Source organism: Cupriavidus sp. SK-4, from assembly GCF_000611125.1.
In the GTDB taxonomy this organism is placed as follows: Bacteria; Pseudomonadota; Gammaproteobacteria; order Burkholderiales; family Burkholderiaceae; genus Cupriavidus; species Cupriavidus necator.
Genome location: NZ_JFJW01000139.1, coordinates 1 through 17,494 on the forward strand (window position 1 = coordinate 1; position 17,494 = coordinate 17,494).

The following is a 17,494-nucleotide window of genomic DNA, read 5'->3' on the forward strand; positions in this document are numbered from 1 at the left end:
CGCGGGCGAAACAGCCCACGCTAGTCAAGAGCGAAAACCGACCGCATTGAGCAGCAATGCCAAATCCCCCAACGCGATCCGACCGCAGTGTGCCCACCTCAGGTCACCACATCATCCCCCCGGCACGTTGCCGGCACTTCCCCATAGAGAGCCATCAACGCCCCCGCAACCGCATTGGTCCAGCCAAAGCCATCCTGCAACGGATACTCGCCCCCACCCCCGCCCCGGGCCGCCCCTTCGATATGCCGGATGCGATATTTCTCCACCAGCTTGCATTCATGGGTGTAGAGACTGGCCACGGTCGCCAGCCAGCGCTGCGCGATCTCGCGCGCCAGGTCGTCGTGGCCATAGCGCACCAGCCCGCGCACGGCCAGCCATTGCAACGGCGCCCAGCCATTGGGATGGTCCCATTGCTGGCCAGAGGTGCATTCCGTGGTGGCCAGCCCACCGTCAACCAGCAGCCGGTCCTTCACCGCCTGCGCCACGGCTTGCGCCTGCGGCGGCAGCGCAAGACCGAGATAGAGCGGCATCACCGTTGCCGCGGTCAGGCACAGCCGCGGCGCGCCGCGGCACCAGTCGTAGTCGACAAAGGCGCCCGCGGGATCGTCCCACATGTATTGCAGGATGGCTGCCTCGCGCCGCTGCGCCGCCACGCGGTAAGCCTCTGCCGCGGCATCGCCCGCCTGCTCGCACAGCGCGGCGAGGCGCGTTTCCAGGTGCCAGAGCAATGCGTTGAGGTCGACCGGCAACATCGCCGTGGTCCGGATGGTGGCAAGGTCCGCGGGCTGGCCGGTGGGCGTGGATGGCGAATCGAGCCAGCGCGAGCTGAAGTCCCAGCCCGATTCCGCCGCGGCGCGCAGGTCGCGGAACACCAGATGATGCGGCCGCCCGCTGCGCATCGCGGTCTCCATGTCTTCCAGGAAGGCTTCCTCGCGCGGCCACGGGCGGTCGTCCCAGTAGCGGTTCAGCACCGCGCCGTCGGGCAGGCACACCACCCGCCGGTGCGCGTGGCCAGGCCGCACGCAGTCGGCACCGTCCATCCAGAAGGCGTATTCCCGGCGCAGCTGCGGCAGGAAGTCGATGGCGCTGGCCAACTGCTCGCGCTCGAGCAGATCCACCATCAGCGCAAACACCGGCGGCTGCGAGCGGCTCAGGTAGTAGTTGCGCGTGCCGTTCGGCACCAGGCCATAGGTGTCGATCAAGTAGGCGAAGTTCCGCGCCATCTCCACCATCAGTTCGCCGCGCCCGCTGCCGGCCAGCCCCTCCATGGTGAAGTAGGAATCCCAGTAATACAGCTCGCCGAAGCGCCCGCCCGGCACCACGTAGCGGTGCGGCAGCGGCAACAGCGACGACAGCGGCGGATGGGCCACGGGTTCGCGCGTCAGCACCGGCCACAGGCCATCGATATGTTCGCGCAGGGTGCTGGCCGGGTCTGACACGTAGTGGCTCTCCGGAACGGTGGCGCGGGTGAAATGCGCCTGCACGAAATCTGCCAGACAGAATCCTGGCGTGTCGCGCGTTTCGCGGTAGCGCGCCACGATCAGGTCCGGGTCGCAGTTGGGAATGCAGTCAGGGAAGGTCTTGCTGTCGGCAAACAGGCCGCTGTGCTGGACATCGACGAACAGCTCGCAGTAGCGCGCCGCGGGCGACAGCATGTCGGCGCAGGCGCAGCCGGGCAGCGTGTGCGGCGGCGGGCAGTCCCGGTGCGTGACCAGCGCTGGCTGCGCCGCCGCATGGACCTTGCCGGGCGCCGCCGATGGCCCCGGCACCGCGCCGGCGCCGTCAGGGGTGGCCGGGGCCGTGCGCGGCACCGTGCTGCCGCCGGCAGTGGCGCCTGGCGACAGCGGGATGGCGGGTTCGGCCTTGCCTGTCGGCTGCATGGACGCCTCCTTGCACCGGGCGCTGCCGGCTCATGTGGATAGGAGCCAGGAAGTGCCGGGTAAGTTCGCGGCCGCCCCCTAAGAACCCATTTCATAATGAAGAAGGGGCGCGAAGGCTGCTGCCGGGCCGCAGGGCTAGGCGTGGCCGACGCGGCGTGGTCATTCCACGCAAGGAGGCTGCAACAACGCCATGCGGCCCGGCAGCAGCCTTCCCTTCGGGTTCAAGCCAGGCGCGGCGCATGCGTCGTTACGGGCCTTGACCTTGGAATGACCAAGGCCGGCGGCCCGCGCCTAGCCTGCGCCGCGCCTGGCTTGAACGCGTCCCCTTCTTCATTATGAAATGGGTTCTAAAGCGGCCCATATGTCACCCAGGCGTTCATACCTCCTTCTCGCCATGCTGCACCGGTATCGCCGGCGCAGCTTCCCGCACCCCCAGCTGCATGAAGATCCAGGCCGACGCGCACGTGATCAGCCCCATGCAGACAAAGGTGGCATGAAACGCCGGCAGCACCGCCGCGGTATCGCCGCCGAAGCGGTGCTGGAAGGTCGCCAGCAAGGCGCCCGCCGACGTCACCGCCAGGCTCATCGACAGCATCTGCACCATCGACAAGATGCTGTTGCCGCTGCTGGCGCCGGCCCCGCTCAGGTCCTTCAGCGTGACCGTGTTCATGGCCGTGAACTGGATCGAATTGACCATGCCGAACAGCGCCAGCAGCGGAACCAGCAGCCACAGCGGCAACTGCGGCGTGATCAGCGCAAAGGCTGCCATCACCAGCCCCACCACGAAGGTATTGGCCACCAGCACGCGGCGGTAGCCGTGGCGCTGGATCAGGCGCGTGGCCAGGCGCTTGGAGGCCATGCCGGCCGCGGTGACGGGCAACATCATCAGCCCAGCATCGAACGGCGAATAGCCCAGGCTGATCTGCAGCGTCAGCGGAATCAGGAACGGCATCGAGCCATTGCCGATCCGTGCGAACAGGTTGCCCAGCAGCCCCACGCTGAAGCTGTGGATGCGGAACAGCCGCAGCGGGAACAGCGGCTGCTTGCGCCGGTTGGCGTGCAGCCCGTAGGCAGTCAGCGCGGCCATGCTGGCGATCAGCAGCATCAGCACGGTGGCGTGCTGGAAGCCCAGCCCGGCCAGCCCGTCGAGCGAGAACGACAGCGCCAGCATGGCGATGGCCAGCAGCAGATAGCCGGCGATGTCAAAGGGCCCGATGCCCGCCAGCCGCGCGTTGGGCATGTAGCGCACCGTGGCCAGTGCGCCCAGCAGCCCGACCGGCACGTTGATCAGGAAGATCCAGTGCCACGACAGCACCTGCGTCAGCCAGCCGCCCAGCGTCGGCCCGATCAGCGGACCGATCATGCCGGGGATGGCGACGAAGCTCAGCGCCTGCAGGTACTGCTCGCGCGGGAAGGTGCGCAGCACCGAGAGCCGCCCCACCGGCAGCAGCATGGCCCCGCCCACGCCCTGCACCACGCGCGCGCCGATCAGGAAGTTCAGCGTCGGCGCGTAGGCGCACAGCAGCGAGCCCACCACGAACAGCCCGATGGCAGTCTGGAAGATGGTGCGGGTGCCGAAACGGTCAGCCAGCCAGCCCGAGGCCGGGATGATCACCGCCATGGTCAGCGAGTAGGCAATCACCACCGACTGCATCCGCAGCGGGCTCTCGCCCAGGCTGTGCGCCATCGATGGCAGCGCGGTGTTGACGATGGTCGAGTCCAGCGTCTGCATGAAGAAGCCGACCGCCACCACCCACAGCATGATATTGGAATCTCGGTTATCAGTACGAAAACGGCTGGGAAACATGGGGTTTCAGTGTGGGTGGAAAACGAATGTGCCCCAAACCGACGCTTTGGGGCACTGCGGAGCTAGTATATCCGCCCCAAAAATCACACATATAGCGATGCACCAAAATGGCTAATTTCGAACAACGGGGGCATACCGTTCGTGCTCTGGTTCGTATGAAGGGACAGCGCATCAGCGCTGCTTTCGACAGCGAGAAGGCCGCGCGCGATTGGGGCGCGGAAAACCGAGATGCGGATCAGCGAGGGTGAAACCCCTATCAGGGCAGTTTCCCGAGCTCTAACGCGTTCGACGGCAACGACAGCACGCGGGCGATTAGTAGCAGCACCGCTGCTTAGCCCTATTGGATATCAGCTGTCCAGCACCGCCGATATTGTCGAGTACGCGAATTACGGCCGGAACGATGATTCGTCTTTCCTCGGTGAGCTATGGACTTCGTGGACCCTTGAGTATTCCGACGATAACTCAAGCTGGACGGGCAGGTAGACTGCCCCCCGCGCGCTTTGCGACTACCCACAGCCAGCGCGAGCATCAGCGCGTGACTTCGACACTCTTTCGCTTGAAACCTGGCGGAAACAGAATATGCTAATGCATCATTCAGTGATGTCGCCCATCTAATGAAAAAAAATAGCCCCCGGGGGACCGGGGGCTTCCCCGAGGGCCTTAAATGCGAGGAAAAACAGCTGTCCCGCACATTCCATGCTGAACGATGGTCGTTGAATCGGCATCCGCCAGAGTATCTAGACCATTGCGCCATTAAGTGTGTTTCAACGGCGAATAGGGCAATTACTTTCCTATTGGGACGTGATTACCGGGTGAGTCTCTGCGGCGGACCGGGACGTTTGATCTTCATCCATTCGGGTGAGCGCTGCTCATCCTGATCCAGCGAGCCGGCCCGGGGCCGTGCATGCCTGCTCGCAGTCTCTCGCCGCTCCGAAGCAGCCATCCGACGCGTCTTGGCGACAATGGCTAGTATCGGATCATCTCCGGATCCTTGAGTTAGACGCCACCTCTTCGGCTGCATTGTCGGCATAGCGTGTATTACGTGCAATTCAAAGGCAGACTTATTCGCCGCTTCGACGAGTCTGGAGCGCACGCTTAAATCGCAGGACGCTTGCAGGTTTTCTATTAATAAGAATTGAGAACCGCACTTGTCCATGCCTATCTGGCAGCCAGCCTCGATGGGCCGTATCAGCGCACGTTGCTGCCTGATGCGGCCGATGACAACTTTGTGGATCTGCAGCGCGGTGGAAAGGGGTAAGTATAGGTCGGCTGGGGAGGCATTGCGCACCAAAATAAAGCGCGCAACTGCCACATAACAAAAATAAATTTCCAGTTCGCCGCCTCACTTTAACTATAATTTCGAGAAAGTTATTACATACGCATATTCTTAATACGAAGCGAGGAGGTAACCATCGTAGCTTTAAGGATCTGCTGAATACTGCGGAGCGAAGAAAAAAGTAAACAGCAAGCCAATTTTTCTCATCCGGGGGCTCAATGGATCCTTGGAGAAAAATATGAGGAATCTAGCTTTAGTTACGTTGGCTGCGGTGCTGGTCGCTCCCGCAGCTTGGGCGGAAACCATTGCCGCCAATGGGCCCAGCGGAGCACACTATGCTAACGGCTCTGCCGAGCCGCAATGCACCGTAGATTCCAGCCAGGATGTCAGCTGTACCGGGACCACCATCGGGGGGGTCGGCAAAACTAATGCGACCGCGATTCTGTCAGCGACTTACTCAGGCACCGTGCAGTGCACAAACCATGGCGGCCAGATCGTCGAGGTGAAGACCAAGTCCACGGACGCTACTTCGTCGGGAACCCTGAGACCTTCCAGGAACGGGCAGCTGGTAGTGCCACCGCTCAGTGCGACGGCGCCGACCACCCAGGAGTTACTGAGCGCGGCCACCTGCCCCAACGGGAACTGGACCAAGCAGCTGATCGCGGGCCCAACCCTTACGGGTTTCGTGTATACGGTCACCTTCGCGGGCTTCACGCAGCCTTATATCAGCATCGTGGGTCCTTGATTGACTTAGCACAGGCTTCGGCACATTCGACTGATACGCGAGGGCGTCCTGAGCCATAGGGACGGGCGTGCCAGCATCCGCTGGCACGTCTGCAATCGGTCGCGGCTGGTACCAGCATTTCATGCGGTGCCACGCCCACTTTTTCCTGAATCACCGGATGCTTGACCATGCAACAAGACGTTCACCTTAATTGCCACGGCTGGCATGCACCGCGCCATTTCTTGCATGCTCGGTGGATGCTGCTGTTCAGTCTGCTGCTTGCCGGATGCGGCGGAGGGGATTCCGCCCCTGCATCAATGCCAGCCCCGCAGCAAGCTTCGTCGGGCCCGGGCCCATTGGCCGCGCAAAGCACGTCGCCAGGAGGGGCAAGATCGGCACCGTCGGCCGTGACGGACGAAGCTGCCGTACCTTCGGTTGGATCCACCGGTATGGTGCAACTCAGCGCGCTACCGCAGCTGTCATCGCTGTCCGACCGTGAGAAGGCGGGGTTGCTCATGCTGCTGCCCTCCAAGTCGTCTTCGCAACGGCTGGCGTTGATTAACATGTATCCCAGCCTGGTCAAGCTGCCCCCCCAGCAAAAGGAGCTTTTGCTGGACCAACTGGAAAAAATCGTCCCGGTCACGGTAAGTCAGCGTCAATGACCGCTTTCCGACAGAAGCTTCGCTGCCTTGCTAGTCGAGGCGCTGGCGCTGGTCCTGGCTGAAATAGGCAAGCCGGTACAGCCGCCACGGTGCCTGCGCACTGTCGCGGCAAAAGCCATAGCGGAAGGTGTCTTCCAGCGCGGGCAGGTCGTAGCGCAGGTCGGTGAACCAGACGCAGGCGACCGCTTCGCCCGGCGGCACCGATGGCGTTGCCCGCATCGCCGTGATGGCGGACAAGGCCGGATAGACCGCGAACTGCCTGAAATCGGCAAAGTCCGGCCGCACCCAGAGCTGCCATGCCAGCGCCTGCTCAGCCGGCGCCTCCGGCAGCCGCGGCCGCTGGGTCCAGACCATGCGCCCGGGCGGCTCGTAGGCCCTGGCCATGGCCGGCAGGCGGCCCAGCACCTGCCATTGCGGCACCCAGGCCGGATGCCCGGCCAGGTTGACGTGGGCGACGCGGTAGTCCGTCTCCGCGCGGGCAATCAGTTTCCAGTTGAACGGAGAGAACGGCTGGGGCAGCGCATCCACGCGCTGCGCGTGGATGCCGGCGGCACGCAAGGATTCGTTGCCCAGTTCCAGCGCCCGTTGCCTGAGCACAGCCTGGACGCCGACATAGGCGCACAGCAGCGCCATGCCCGCCAGTGCCGCCCGACCGCGCCACTGCAGCGCCAGGAACAGTGCCAGGACCAGGCCGGACACGACGATGCCGCTCAGCAGCGGATCGACCAGGAAGCTGGTGCCAAGGCTGAAGCGCCGTTCGGAGCCGGGATAGAAGATGCGGGTGCCATAGACGGTGATCAGGTCCAGCGCGATATGGCTGGCCACGCCGAGGCAACTGACCGCCAGCGCTTCTCTCCACGCCTCGCGCCGGCGCGCCACCAGGCAGAACAGGCCGGCAAGCAGCGCGCCCCAGGCAGGGAGCAGCAGCAGCGAATGGGTCGGCCCCTGGTGCCACTGCGACAGGAAGCGCAGCGGATGGATCAGGAAGCCCAGGAAATCAATATCCGGAAAGGCACCGGCGGCAGCGCCCAGCAGCAGGCGTTCGCGCGTGCTGAGTCGCCGGCCGGGGACCTCGGCCATGGGGATGGCAAGCGCGGCCTGCGCTCCCATCAAGGCATGGGTGATCGTGTCCATCCGGACCGGGCTCCCTTGTCGCCAGGGCGGCGCCAGGCCAGGCGCTCGGCGCAGCGCAGTTGCCGTCCGAGCCACGCTTGCGTGCGGCCGGCATCCGGCGAACGGTCGCGCAGCCAACAGCCGAAGGTGGAGAGGAAGATGCCGGTCAGCACGACCTCCCCCACTTCGCGGCGCCAGCCGGATTCGGGCAGGCGGGCCGATTCCCGCAGCCACTGCACGGTGCGGCTGATATGCAGCAGGCCCTGCACCTGCAGATGCACGTGCTCCGGCTGCAGCTTGTAGCGCAGCATCTGGGCGGTGAGCTGCCGGTGCGGGGCCAGCGCCTCGAGCCAGGCGAGGATGGCCTGCTCCAGGCGTTCGCGGTGGGACAGGGCGGCCCAGCCTTCACGCGTGGAAGCACGCACGAGCGCAAGGTCGGCCCGTTCGAACCAGGCCTCGGCCAGGTCGTCTTTCTGCCGGTAATGCCGATGGATCTGGTCCAGGCCGATGCCCATGTCGCCGGCGATGTCATGCAGGTGCAGGGCGTCCCAGCCGCTGCGCTCGCCCAGCATCAGGGCGACCTCCAGGATCCGGCCGGCCAGGGCTGCATCGTCGCTCATCGCTTTGCCATCCTCGTGAATGCGCGTCCGCGCTCTACCTTCCAGCATAGAGAGGCAGCCCGCACGCGAGCACGGATTTCTTTGTCATGTGCACGATGCTGCCGGATCGGCGTGCAGTCGGGGGCTTTCGCGCCTGTGCCCGGTTCGGCACCTGCCTCGACAATTTCCGCACGCGGGCTATCTTTAGGGTGTCAGTCCAGGCGCCATCGGCAAGGGCCGCCGTGCCAGCCAGAATTCGGCGGCGGCCGCGGTGTCGCATGGACAGAGGCCGTACGCGCATGAAAGCGGATTCTCCCCCGAGGCAGAACTACGAAGATGCCCTGCTCGGCATCGTGCGGGAGATGTCTTCGGCCATGCGCCCGCCGGCCGAGTCTGAAGTGACGGTCGCGCTGGACAGCACGCTCGAAGGCGAACTGGGCTTCGACAGCCTGACGCGCGCCGAGCTGCTGACCCGCCTTGAACACCGCTTCGGCGTCAGCCTGCCGGAGCAGGTGCTGGCCCAGGCCGACACCCCGCGCGCGCTGCTGCGCGCCTTGCTCGCCGCCCAGGACCTGCCGCCCGGCGCAAGCGGCACGCACCTGCGCCAGGCTCGCCCTGCCCCGGCGGCACAGGCGCCCGACGGTGCCGCCACCTTGCCGGACGTGCTGCGCTGGCACTTGCGCAGCCATCCGGAGCGCACCCACATCATCCTGCAGGACGGCGACGGCGCAGACACGCAGATCAGCTTTGCTCAGCTGCACCGCGGCGCCGCGGCCATCGCCGCCGGGCTGGTGTCCCGCGGCGTGAGCGCGGGCACGGCGGTGGCCATCATGCTGCCTACCAGCCCCGACTACTTCTACAGCTTCTGCGGCGTGCTGCTGGCGGGCGGGATTCCGGTACCGCTCTACCCGCCGGCGCGGCTGGCGCAGATCGGCGACCATCTGCAGCGCCACGCCGGCATCCTGGCCAACGCGCAGGCGCCGATCCTGATCACGGTGGCCCAGGCGCGGCCGCTGGCGGCCCTGCTCAAGGCCAGCACGGGAACGCTGCATAGCGTGCTCACACCGCAGGAGCTGGCGGACGGCGGCGGCGCGCCGGTCCATCCGATGCTGCGCACGCACGACATCGCCCTCCTGCAATACACCTCGGGCAGCACCGGCTCGCCCAAGGGGGTCGTGCTCAGCCATGCCAACCTGCTGGCCAACCTGCGCGCCATGGGCAAGACCCTGGCCGTCGGCTCGCAGGACGTCTTTGTCAGCTGGCTGCCGCTCTATCACGACATGGGCCTGATCGGCGCCTGGCTGGGCAGCCTGTACTACGCCTACCCGCTGGTGGTGATGTCGCCGCTCGCCTTCCTGGCACGGCCCGAGCGCTGGCTCTGGGCGATCCACAAGTACCGCGGCACGCTCTCGGGCGGGCCCAACTTCGCCTTCGAGCTGTGCCTGCGCAAGCTGGCCAATGCCGACCTGGCCGGGCTGGACCTGTCCAGCTGGCGCTTCGTCTTCAATGGCGCGGAGCCGGTGAGCCTGCAGACCATGCGCGCCTTCATGGAGCACTTTGCCCGCTACGGCCTGCGCCCGCAGGCTGCCGCACCGGTGTACGGGCTGGCGGAGGCGTCGCTGGGCCTGACCTTTCCGCCGCTGGGCCGCGGGCTGGCTGCCGACCGCATCGACCGCGCCGAATTCACGCGCACCGCCGTGGCCGTGCCCGCCGGCGAACGCGGGCCTACTGGAGAGCGCGAGACCCTGGAATTCCCGTCCTGCGGCCGGCCGCTGGACGGCCACGAAGTCCGCATCGTCGACGCCACCGGGCGCGAACTGGGCGAGCGGCATGAGGGACTGCTGCAGTTCCGCGGCCCTTCGGCCACCACTGGCTATTTCCGCAATCCCGTGCAGACCCGTCAGCTGTTCGACCGCGGCTGGCTGAACACCGGCGACTATGCCTATATCGCCGCCGATGAGATCTATATCACCGGGCGCGCCAAGGAAACCATCGTGCGCGGCGGCCGCAATATCTATCCCTATGAACTGGAGCAGGCGGTCGGCGCCATCCCGGGCATACGCAAGGGCTGCGTGGCCGTGTTCGGCAGTCCCGACCCGGATAGCGGCACCGAGCGCATCGTGGTGATGGCGGAAACCGCGGAGAAGGATGTGCAGGCGCGCCGCGCGCTGCACCGGCAGGCGCTGAAGACCGCCCTCGACGTGCTGGGCATGCCGCCCGACCATATCGCGCTGGTGCCGCCGCACAGCATCCTGAAGACATCGAGCGGCAAGATCCGGCGCGCCGCCTGCCGCGAGCGCTTCGAGCACGGACGCCCCGGCCGCGGCGTGGAAGCGCCCTGGCTGCAGATCGCGCGCTTTGGCTGGCGGGCGCTGCGGCCGGAGCTGCGGCGCGGCCGGCAGACCGCCGCGGGCCTGTCCTACGCCCTCTACACCTGGCTCCTGTTCGCAACGCTGGCGCCGGCGACCTGGCTGGCATCAGTTGCGCTGCACCGGCCTGCACTGGGCTGGACGCTCAGCCACCACGCCGCCCGGCTGTTTCTCAGGCTGGGGGCGGTGCCCTGGTTCGTGCAAGGGCTTGAGCACCTGCCGCGCGACCGGCCCTGCATCCTGGTCTCGAACCACGCCAGCTACCTGGACGGCATCGTGCTGGTGGCGGCGCTGCCCACGCCGGTATGCATGGTCGCCAAGCGCGAACTGCAGGGCCAGCGCATTCCCGGCACCTACCTGGCCAGCATCGGCGCCGATTTCATCGATCGCTTCGACACCGTGCGCGAGCATGAGGACGTGGAGCGCGTGGTGGCGGCGGTGCGCGCCGGGCATTCGGCGCTGTTCTTCCCCGAAGGCACCTTCGGGCGCGCGCCGGGGCTGCAGGCCTTCCGCTCGGGCGCTTTCCTGGCGGCCGCGCGGGCCGGCGCGCCAGTGGTGCCCGTCGCCATCCGCGGCACCCGTTCGGTGCTGCGCGACGGCCAGTGGCTGCCGCGCCGCGGGCCGATCGGCGTGGTCATCGGCAGCCCGCTCTGGCCGGACGGCGCAGACTGGCCCGCCGCCATGCGCCTGCGCAACACCGCCCGCGCCGAGATCCTCCATTACTGCGGCGAACCGGATGCGCGGCGCACCACGCACCGGGATGCGAGGCGGGCCTAGTGCCCCGCGCCGCGAGGAACTTGCCATGACATCTGCCGACGGAGCAGGACACTAGCGGCATGGATACCTTTGCCACCGCCCCGATGTGGGCCGGCTTCCTAGTCCTGGTGCTGGGGACGCTGGTGGTGGACGTGTTCGTCCTTGGCGGCCGGCACGCGCACCGCGTTTCGACGCGCGAGGCGCTGGGCTGGACCCTGGCCTGGTCGACGCTGGCGGTGCTCTTCGGCATCGCGCTGTGGTGGCTGCTGGCCGGAAGCGCCGGACGCGAGGCCGCAGACCGCAAGGTGCTGGAGTTCTATACCGGCTACCTGATCGAGCTGTCGCTGTCGGTCGACAATATGTTCGTGTTCGCGATGATCTTCGGCTATTTCGCGGTGCCCCCGGAATTGCAGCGCAGGGTGCTGCTGTTCGGCGTGGTCGGCGCCATCGTGATGCGCGCCGTCATGATCCTGCTCGGCGTTTGGCTGATCAGCGAATTCTCGTGGATCCTTTACGTATTCGGCGTGTTCCTGCTGTTCACCGGCATCAAGATGCTGTTCGTCTCCAGGCGTGCCCCCGATCTCTCGCGCAATCCCATCGTTCGCTTCCTGTGCGCGCATATGCGGATCACCGCGGACTATCACGGCGAGCACTTCTTCGTGCGCATCGACGGCCTGCGCCATGCGACGCCGATGTTCCTGGTGGTTCTGCTGGTCGAAGCGACCGACCTGGTGTTTGCCGTCGACAGCATTCCGGCCATCTTCGCCGTCACCACCGATCCCTTCATCGTCTTCACTTCGAACATCTTCGCCATCATGGGGCTGCGGGCGCTGTATTTCCTGCTGGCCAACCTGGCGCAGCATTTCCATTACCTGAAGTACGGCCTGGCTATCGTGCTGGCCTTTATCGGCGCCAAGATGCTGGCCGAGCCGTGGTTCCATGTGCCGGTGCACTGGTCTCTCGGCGCCGTCGCCATGACGTTGCTGGTGTCGGTCCTGGTCAGCCAGGCCAGGGCCCGGCGCACACTTGCGCACGCCGGCGACGAGCTGGGTAGCCACTGCGCGTCGCGCGAGCGCAGGGCGGGCAACCGGCGCACATGAGAAACGGGTTCTAAGGAGCGATGCATGAACAAGATCCTGCTTGCGACTGACGGGTCGGCCTATAGCGACGCGGCCGCCCGCTACCTGGTACAGAATCCCCTGTTCAGCCGCGATTTCGTGGTGCACGTGATGCACTGCGAGCCGGATGTGGCTGGCGACATCAAGACCTTCATCGACCGGTCCACTCTCGATGCCTGGCATCGCGAACAGAACGACAAGGCGATGCAGTCCGTGGCCAGCATCCTGGGCGAGGCCGGTATCGCTTTCGAGTGCCATGGCTTCGTCGGCTTCGCGCCGGCCCGCATCGTCGAGTATGCGGGTAGCATCGGCGCCAGCCTGATCGTGATGGGTTCGCACGGCCGCGGCGGATTCCTGGATGCCATCATCGGCTCGGTGGCCAGGCGGGTGCTTGCGCACGCGCACTGCCCGGTGCTGCTGGTCAGGAGCTAGTGTCCTCTGATCGCTGAGAAAACTGGCCTGCTGGCGGTTTGCTTCCCCTCGCAAACCAATGCCTCTAGCTGGCGCGGTTGACTGGGAATTGCTGGAGTCTGTCTACAAGATCGCAGGGCAACCGGCGTCTCGCCGGATTGTGCGGCCGGGGCGATTTTACCTCGGTGGCTTGCGCGCCAATGCCGCAGTGACCGTAACAGTAACGGGCTTGTGCCGTCTTTGCCCCAGCCCGCCCCCAGCAACACGGGCGCTATCGATCACCCCATGTAAATCATTGAGTCATGACTGCCAGGAACGCGACCAAGCCAACGTAGAACAACACATTGGTAAGCCGTGCCTCGGAAGTGAACGTGTAGTAGCCTTTGTTCTCCGGCGCCGTCGGGTCGTAGCGTCATGCCTGCGGTAAATGAGGTACGGCAAGCACCGCGACCAGGCTCAATATTGGGCTGGGCGTGCCAGGAACAGCCCCAACAGAACGGGGACGCCCAGGAACCAGATGCGCGGGGACAGCACGGCGGTCACCCGCCCGCCATCGACGGGCTAAAGCGGAACTTGGCCGTCTGGCAAGGGCATGTAGAACAGGTGCGTCTGGTACTGTCGCGCTATCGCGTTATCCTGGCCTGCGGATTGCCAGCAATGAGGGTCGACCCGCAGGCGGTCTTCATGCCGTGCTGTGCCACCGGCACGCCGCTGATGGTATACGCAGCGTTGCCCTCGATGATCGGAAACACACCCTGGCACGTCGGGCACGAGACCATGTGGCCGCGCCCGGCAATCTGCCTGCCATTCAGGTCGGTGCCGGCGAAGCCCTCCAGCACCACGCCGCCGTGGTCGGTCATGTCACCTACACAAGTGATTCCATCTAGCATCTTTCTCCCTGACAAAGTCAGCGCACTCCGCAAAGATCTGTCATCCGGCACACTCCCAGAAAGGTTCTGCCTGAATCATCTGCCATTACTATTAGTTGCTTTTATTTGCCGTTCAAGTTCGTCCGCAAGTTGACTGGCACCGGACTCCCCATTCGAATCTGCTGCGTGAGCCCAGCACAGGGCCTCGGCATATTTATTCTCCTGCTGCAAAATCTTTGCGAGATTGTACTGAGCAACGGCATTTCCATTTCTTGCCGCAATTTCCAGCCAACTATTTGCCTTTTTCGAATCGAAATTTGAGAAGATATAAAATTTATAAAGCCTAAACGCTGAAGCCGAATCGCCTGCGCTTGCCTGCGCAGAAAGAGTTGCGATCTGCTCTTCGGAGAGAAAATATGTCGATCCGCCAGAAACCGGCGGTACGTTACCAGCATCAGTCATGCATGCTCCATTCGAAGGATTTATGAGAGCGAAAAAAAATACAAACGAAATAGTAGCTTCATTTCTTCGCGGGCTTGAATATTCTGACTGTCCCAAGCTGCCCATGGTCCATTTTTCCATCTGCGGTCATTCCCATCGGAACCGTCCTGCCATCAGAGTAGTACCACATGTATTGGTCCGGCGCATGCACATCTGCCCCTAGCTCATCTGCAAGCGCTTGAGCGTAGGGAAAATTACCTTTCCCGGTATTACACGATAATAGCTCCACGATTTTCCCGGCCTGATAGCTTGGTGACCTATTTATCATCGCGGCAAGCTCTTTGGCGCTGACAACTTTGCCTTGCTCATCAACAATCAGGCCGGGATTCCCATGTGCACCGACCTGAAAGGTACTTGGATTGGATGGAACTTTATCCGCGTAACCTCGAATGGCCTCGTTACTGGGGAACAAATTAATATCTACCAGGCCGAGTGGGTCCACCCTCGTGGAACCATTGCAGGCGGCTGTCGGCGTTTTCGGCCAGGACCAGGCGCCCGTTGCCGTTATAGGTGAAGGCCTCCGTCAGTACACGCGGCACGCGGTTGTCGGCGTCGATCAGCCCCGCACGGCGTCGCGTGAGGCGACCCATGGCGTCAAAGACGAAATCCGTCATCAATTGGCCCGAGTCCACCGTCCAATCCAGCAAGCCGGTTGCCGGGTCGTAGTTATACTCAGTCGTCTTGCCGTCGAAACCGGTCTCGCGCAGCAGGCGCCCCACCGGATCGTACTGGAATTCGGTGCTGGCGCTGTTCTCGTTGGTGAGCGTGGCCAGCCGTCCCAGCCGGTCCCACCGGTAGCCGAGCGTCTGGCCGGCGGCGTCGGTGCGCTCGGCAATCAGGCCGACCTCGTTATAGCGCCAGGCGGTGCGGCGGTGCAGCGCATCGGTGTGCACCAGCAGCCGCCCCTCGGCGTCGCGCTCGAAGCGCTCCACCCGCTGGTCGGGATGGGTAACGCTGGCGAGCTGCCCGGCCTCGTAGTGGTACTGGGTGGCATTGCCCGCCGCATCGGTGAACTTGACCAGTTCCCCGCGCTCGCCGTACTTCCAGGCGCTGGTCTTGCCCGAGCAGTCGGTGTAGCTGGCCAGCTGTCCGGTGGCGTTGTAGGCGAGCTGCTTCTTGCCGCCCTTGGCATCGGTGATCTCCACCGGCAAGCCCGACTTGTTGTAGGCGTATGCTGTCTTGTGCCCGAGCGGATCGATTTCCTCGGTCAGGTTGCCCTTGATATCGTAATCGCGCAGCCACAGCCCGCCCTCGGCGTCGCGGATCTTGATGCGCTGGTCCTTATCATCCCATGCGTAGTGCACCACGCTGTCGTCGGGGCGGATGTGTTCGACCAGATTGCCGCGCTCGTCGTAGGCATAGCGATCGACCGCGCCATCGGTGTGCACATGCTTGACCACGTTCTTGGCGTCATCGCGGAAGAACCACTCCGACAAGCCATCCGGGTGCTTGATGCGGTAGGTGTAGCCGAGGATGTCGTAGTAGTGCCAGGTCTCGTGGCCGTGGGCATCCGTCACATAGGTCAGGCGGATGTTCTCGTCCCATTCGAGGCGGGTGTCGAAACTGCCGTCGTCGGCCCATTCGCGCACAGCCCTGGCGTTGGGGCCGTCGCCGTCCCATTGCAGGTTCATGCCGCGCCCGGTGCGGTCGGTATAGCGCGTCACCAGGTGGCGGCGGTAGGCGTAGTCCCAATGCACGGCGTTTTCGTCTTGCGCCATCACGAGGTTGCCGGCCTCGTCATAGTGGTAGCGGCTGAGTTGGCGTACCAGGTTGCCTTCGGCAATCTGCCACAGCTCGGCAATGCGGCCATGCTCGTCCAGACGGATGCGGACATGCGCCGTCACGGTCTCGCCCTGATAAGCGATCACGTCCGACAGCACGGTGTCGCCGTCAATGCGGTGGTCGTAGTGCAGCGCGACACCTGCGCCGCTTCTGAGCGTAATGCCGATCAGGCGGAAGTGCGGGCCATGGCGCTGGTAGGCTTCCTGGCTCTCGAAGCCGCGTGCCAAAGTCAACGCGTGCTCGGACACCCGCACCAGCGTGACGTTCTCGATGGGGTCGCGGTGGAACTTGCCCACCGCCGGCAGCGGGTAGTCGTGGCTGCGTCCGTCGGCGGCGTGGTAGCACAGCGATTCCTGGCCGTCCTTGCGTAGCACGTCAAAGCGCGTCGTGTACGGCGTGATCCAGCGCGCGCCCTGTTCACCGCCGTCATAGGCACCGAGGCTGGAGCGGTACGTGCGCGCCCATTCGATTGGAAACAGTCCCGGCAGGCTAAAGTCGGTATGCGAGAGTGTCTCGTCGCCGGTCGCAAAGCTGATACTGCGCTTGCTGCCTGCCGGCGCGGGACAGTTCTTGCGACCAGCACTGGCCTTGGCAGGTACTTGGTGATTAGTGGCCTCCAGTTGCCCATGCTGCCCGGTCTTGCGCGCCTCGCTGGTCTGCTTCGGTTTCACGTTGGCGGCCTGCCCCGTGCCCTTCTTCTTGCGCCAGCGCGCCACGGCCTGAGCCAGCATCGACAGCAGCCAGCCGATACTGTGCGCCGCTGCGGGGCCGGCGAGCTTGGTCATCTGCGCGCGCAATACCGGCCCTATCCGTCGCAGCTGTCCCACGTTGGCCGCAACCTGCTGCCGGAGCTCCTCTGGCATGCCAAGCTTCACGGCGGTGTTCGCCACCGCCTTGCCTGCTGCCTTGTAGGCGTTCCAGGTGGCACTCAAGAAGTTGCCAATGGCCTTCTTGGGATCATGCAGGAGTTGGCTGGCACCTTCTCGTGCCTGGCTGACCGCTGTTTGCGCATTGCCGGCAGCGTTGAGATTGCCCAGCGCCACCTTCTCCAGGCCGCCGGCGACCTCCAGCACCATTTTCTCGCCCAGTTCGCCGGCATCATTCAGGATGGTGGAGAGCTTGGTCTCGGCTTTCTGCACGAAGTCATCGATCTCGCCGATGATGGTGGCGTTCAGATGGCCGACCAGCACCTCGATCAGGCCGTCGCCCAGCGCTGCCTTGGCGGCCTGCCGCAGTTCCTGGCGCACCAACGCCAGCGTCGGTCGCAGGCTCATGCGCGCCGCCGCCATGCTCGGCGGCATTGGCAGCACGCCGATCAGGTTGATGCCCAGGCTCACCCAGTCCAGGAAATCCTGCGACTTGGTGCGTACCAGCGTGATCACGTCGCCCAAGGCATCGACCAGGGCGATGATGTTGCCCACGACCGGCAGGCTGCCGGCGACCGTCTTGATGCGCTCCAGCGTCACCAGCCCGCCGCTGGCGCCTTGCAGCCAGGCGTCGAACCTGGCGGCGCCCTTGCCGATGTCCTCGATGGCGATGGTGTTCAGGGGCGCGACGGCAGTTTGCGGCTCGCGCCGCTTTGCTTCGGATGTCGGTCCAGTCATGGGATCAGGTCCGGGGAGAGATG

The 17,494-nt window shown here is 64.8% G+C and carries 12 protein-coding genes and 1 pseudogene; 4 read left to right on the forward strand and 9 right to left on the reverse strand.

Annotated features, from left to right (window positions below; all coding sequences use genetic code 11):
• Positions 1 to 98: 98 nt before the first annotated feature.
• Both treF and mdtD read right to left on the reverse strand, forming a co-directional pair.
• The gene (gene treF / locus CF68_RS27970; RefSeq protein WP_035825343.1) at positions 99 to 1,880 is read right to left on the reverse strand and encodes an alpha,alpha-trehalase TreF; all 1,782 of its coding nucleotides are present in this window, start codon (positions 1,878 to 1,880) and stop codon (positions 99 to 101) included.
• A gap of 376 nt (positions 1,881 to 2,256) precedes the next feature.
• Positions 2,257 to 3,642 (reverse strand): multidrug transporter subunit MdtD, encoded by a 1,386-nt coding sequence (gene mdtD, locus CF68_RS27975; RefSeq protein WP_200872601.1) that lies wholly within the window; start codon positions 3,640 to 3,642, stop codon positions 2,257 to 2,259.
• A 2,494-nt stretch (positions 3,643 to 6,136) separates the two neighbouring features.
• Here mdtD and CF68_RS27985 point away from each other — a divergent pair.
• The gene (locus tag CF68_RS27985) at positions 6,137 to 6,349 is read left to right on the forward strand and encodes a hypothetical protein (protein ID WP_035825347.1); all 213 of its coding nucleotides are present in this window, start codon (positions 6,137 to 6,139) and stop codon (positions 6,347 to 6,349) included.
• A 30-nt stretch (positions 6,350 to 6,379) separates the two neighbouring features.
• Here the strand turns inward: CF68_RS27985 and CF68_RS27990 are convergent, their stop codons facing one another.
• A complete protein-coding gene (locus CF68_RS27990; RefSeq protein WP_035825348.1) occupies positions 6,380 to 7,483 on the reverse strand; it encodes a metal-dependent hydrolase in 1,104 nt (367 codons plus the stop codon).
• Complete coding sequence (locus tag CF68_RS27995) at positions 7,459 to 8,082, reverse strand: hypothetical protein (RefSeq protein ID WP_035825349.1); 624 nt, start codon at positions 8,080 to 8,082, stop codon at positions 7,459 to 7,461. Before CF68_RS27995 ends, CF68_RS27990 begins: the two co-directional genes overlap by 25 nt.
• A gap of 278 nt (positions 8,083 to 8,360) precedes the next feature.
• Between CF68_RS27995 and CF68_RS28000 the strand changes: the two genes are divergently transcribed.
• Genes CF68_RS28000 through CF68_RS28010 form a run of 3 tightly spaced genes read left to right on the forward strand, consistent with a single transcriptional unit; the run spans position 8,361 to position 12,736 of the window.
• Complete coding sequence (locus tag CF68_RS28000; protein ID WP_035825351.1) at positions 8,361 to 11,207, forward strand: AMP-binding protein; 2,847 nt, start codon at positions 8,361 to 8,363, stop codon at positions 11,205 to 11,207.
• A 59-nt stretch (positions 11,208 to 11,266) separates the two neighbouring features.
• Positions 11,267 to 12,286: a TerC family protein gene (locus CF68_RS28005; RefSeq protein WP_035825353.1), complete on the forward strand. Its 1,020-nt coding sequence runs from the start codon at positions 11,267 to 11,269 to the stop codon at positions 12,284 to 12,286.
• 24 nt (positions 12,287 to 12,310) lie between these two features.
• Positions 12,311 to 12,736, forward strand: a complete 426-nt coding sequence (locus tag CF68_RS28010; RefSeq protein WP_035825356.1) for a universal stress protein — start codon at positions 12,311 to 12,313, stop codon at positions 12,734 to 12,736.
• A 277-nt stretch (positions 12,737 to 13,013) separates the two neighbouring features.
• On the opposite strand, the pseudogene CF68_RS39075 reads toward CF68_RS28010, so the two are convergent.
• The 5 genes and pseudogenes from CF68_RS39075 to CF68_RS28020 all read right to left on the reverse strand — a co-directional run.
• Positions 13,014 to 13,276: pseudogene (locus CF68_RS39075) on the reverse strand (site-2 protease family protein); the annotation flags it as partial.
• Between the two features lie 62 nt (positions 13,277 to 13,338).
• A complete protein-coding gene (locus tag CF68_RS28015) occupies positions 13,339 to 13,575 on the reverse strand; it encodes a PAAR domain-containing protein (protein ID WP_235205909.1) in 237 nt (78 codons plus the stop codon).
• 105 nt (positions 13,576 to 13,680) lie between these two features.
• On the reverse strand, positions 13,681 to 14,046 hold the full coding sequence (locus tag CF68_RS37270) for a sel1 repeat family protein (RefSeq protein ID WP_152548561.1): 366 nt from the start codon (positions 14,044 to 14,046) through the stop codon (positions 13,681 to 13,683).
• Positions 14,047 to 14,104: 58 nt separating this feature from the next.
• A complete protein-coding gene (locus tag CF68_RS37275; RefSeq protein ID WP_152548562.1) occupies positions 14,105 to 14,527 on the reverse strand; it encodes a hypothetical protein in 423 nt (140 codons plus the stop codon).
• A complete protein-coding gene (locus tag CF68_RS28020; protein ID WP_235205910.1) occupies positions 14,499 to 17,471 on the reverse strand; it encodes a DUF6531 domain-containing protein in 2,973 nt (990 codons plus the stop codon). Before CF68_RS28020 ends, CF68_RS37275 begins: the two co-directional genes overlap by 29 nt.
• Positions 17,472 to 17,494 lie beyond the last annotated feature (23 nt).

Coding starts and splice junctions, on each gene's coding strand:
- treF (WP_035825343.1), bottom strand. CDS start 1,880: ATGCAGCCGACAGGCAAGGCCGAACCCGCCATCCCGCTGTCGCCAGGC.
- mdtD (WP_200872601.1), bottom strand. CDS start 3,642: ATGCTGTGGGTGGTGGCGGTCGGCTTCTTCATGCAGACGCTGGACTCG.
- CF68_RS27985 (WP_035825347.1), top strand. CDS start 6,137: ATGGTGCAACTCAGCGCGCTACCGCAGCTGTCATCGCTGTCCGACCGT.
- CF68_RS27990 (WP_035825348.1), bottom strand. CDS start 7,483: ATGGACACGATCACCCATGCCTTGATGGGAGCGCAGGCCGCGCTTGCC.
- CF68_RS27995 (WP_035825349.1), bottom strand. CDS start 8,082: ATGAGCGACGATGCAGCCCTGGCCGGCCGGATCCTGGAGGTCGCCCTG.
- CF68_RS28000 (WP_035825351.1), top strand. CDS start 8,361: ATGAAAGCGGATTCTCCCCCGAGGCAGAACTACGAAGATGCCCTGCTC.
- CF68_RS28005 (WP_035825353.1), top strand. CDS start 11,267: ATGGATACCTTTGCCACCGCCCCGATGTGGGCCGGCTTCCTAGTCCTG.
- CF68_RS28010 (WP_035825356.1), top strand. CDS start 12,311: ATGAACAAGATCCTGCTTGCGACTGACGGGTCGGCCTATAGCGACGCG.
- CF68_RS28015 (WP_235205909.1), bottom strand. CDS start 13,575: ATGACCGACCACGGCGGCGTGGTGCTGGAGGGCTTCGCCGGCACCGAC.
- CF68_RS37270 (WP_152548561.1), bottom strand. CDS start 14,046: ATGACTGATGCTGGTAACGTACCGCCGGTTTCTGGCGGATCGACATAT.
- CF68_RS28020 (WP_235205910.1), bottom strand. CDS start 17,471: ATGACTGGACCGACATCCGAAGCAAAGCGGCGCGAGCCGCAAACTGCC.